This is a genomic window from Aminobacter sp. P4_H6_2, assembly GCF_056400805.1.
On sequence record NZ_JBFUKO010000812.1, the window covers coordinates 1 to 2,063 of the forward strand.

Annotated in this window: 1 protein-coding gene and 1 pseudogene; both read left to right on the forward strand. The window is 61.9% G+C overall.

Translation table 11 applies throughout. From position 1 onward, the window contains the following. Positions 1-1,181, forward strand: a 1,181-nt coding sequence (locus AC1DUU_RS30455; protein WP_476787042.1) for an amidase, incomplete at its 5' end; no start/stop codon positions are given. A gap of 714 nt (positions 1,182-1,895) precedes the next feature. Next, positions 1,896-2,063 (forward strand): annotated as a pseudogene (locus AC1DUU_RS30460) (ABC transporter substrate-binding protein); the annotation flags it as partial.

Sequence of the window (2,063 nt, forward strand, 5' to 3'; positions counted from 1 at the left end):
CCGCCGGTGAGACGGTCGGCCCGCTGGCGGGCGTGCCCATTTCGGTCAAGGACATCGTCGAGGTTGCCGGCATGCCCAACACCGGCGCTTCGCATTCGCGGCTCGACCGCAGGCCGAAGCAGGATGCACCCGTCGTGCGCCGGCTCGCCGATGCCGGCGCGATCATCATCGGCAAAGCCAATTGCCACGAACTGGCCTTCGGCGGCCCGTCCTTCGACCTGCCGTTTCCGCCGGCGCGCAATCCGTGGTGTCCGGAGATGTTCCCGGGCGGCTCGTCGAGCGGGTCGGGTGTCACGGTCGCCGGCGGGCTGTGCCTGGGATCGGTGGCGACCGACACCGCCGGCTCCATCCGACTACCGGCCACCATGTGCGGCATGGTCGGATTCAAGCCGGGCTTCGGCGTCGTTCCCGTGGACGGGATCGATACGCTGGCGCATTCTATGGACCATTGCGGTCCGATCGCCGCGCGTGTCGACGACTGCCGCAGGCTCTATGCCGCGATGTCGGAGACCGAAAACAGGCCGATGCTCACGGGCAAGGTGCCGTCATTTGCCGGCATGCGCCTCGGCATCTCCGCCTGTGCATGGGGGTTGGGCGGCAGCCTGCGCCCCGAAATGGCAACGGCGATGCAAAACGCGCTCGACCTGTTTGCCCGAAATGGCGGCGAGATCGTCGAACTCGACCTGCCGCCGCTCGAAACCTTCCACGCGCCCGGCGCCGTGGTGATGATGGCCGAGATCGCGGCACATTACGGCGCCGAAGTGCGCGGCACCTTCTCCGCCTTCGGCGAAATGTTCCGTGGCCGCGCACTTGTCGGCGAGAGCCTCGCTGCCGCCGACGTCATCGCGGCACGGACGCTGCGCGAGGTGCTTCGCAGGCAGATCGACGCCAGCCTCGCCACCATCGACGCGATCCTGCTGCCCGGCGCGCTCGCACCGGCGGGACCGCTCAAGACAGTCGACAAGTTCTACTTCCTCGAGGAACCGATCCCCAACATCCTGGCCAACCTGACCGGCCACCCGGCGCTCGCCTTTCCCTTCGGCAAGGCCGGCAACGGCATGCCGCTGGGGCTGCAGATCGTCGGAGGACACGGGACCGAAAACCGCCTCTTCGACATCGCGGCCATGTATGAGCGCCTCGACGACGATCCCGTCAGACTGCCGCCGCGCTACTTCAGCTGACGCAAGCGCCGCCGGCGTGGCGGCGCATTCCTTGAACCACCACCGCAAAAGCCGAAATCGCCGCTGCCCGCGCAACACAGCTCGCGCGGGCAGCAGTTCAGCATCGATGTCAGCGAGAAACGCAATAACAGAGCGCGCAAGAAGATTCTTTACCGAGATGAGTATCGGCCAGCAATTACATGACGTGCCGGAGATCAGCGGATATGAATAACACGACCTTCTGCACCAACAGGATGCCGCAATTTGCACTCTTGTCGTTGAACACCAGCATAGCCGTAGCTGTCGCGACGAAGTATTTTCCGCAGACGTGACCGCCTGGGAAGGCCTAACATAGCCGGCATCCTTCCTACAGCGATGATTTTTGGTATACTATATCCAAGAAATTGCCAAAGAAGTGACTGACCCGGTTACCTCCGTGATATTCGTGAACGAAATTTCAGCAATCACGTTCTAAATTTTGTGCATTTTCAATTATTTACAGCACAACTCGGCGAATTGTCGAGTCTCGGCCTGCTATCGTCAGAAAAGTTGACCAACAATCGCTTGACAGTCAATTGCATACAATCCACTCTTCTGGTCGAGGGAAATGGCGACCCGCAATATCAACGCAGCTCAAGACTGCGCGCATCAGGTCGTTTTTGTTATCTATGGCGAATGGGTGGACCGATGAATCTACTGACGAGACTGGCAAGCAGCGCCGCACTTGCGGCAATCATGGCACTTTCACCGCTGTCGGCGCACGCCGCCGACATCACCATTGCGATCGGATCGGAGCCTTCGACGCTTGATCCGCAAGTGCGCGACGACGGCGGCGAGCGCGCGATCAACGACAATGTCTATGAGACGCTGATGGCGCGCACGCCCGAGGGCGAACTAGTCGCC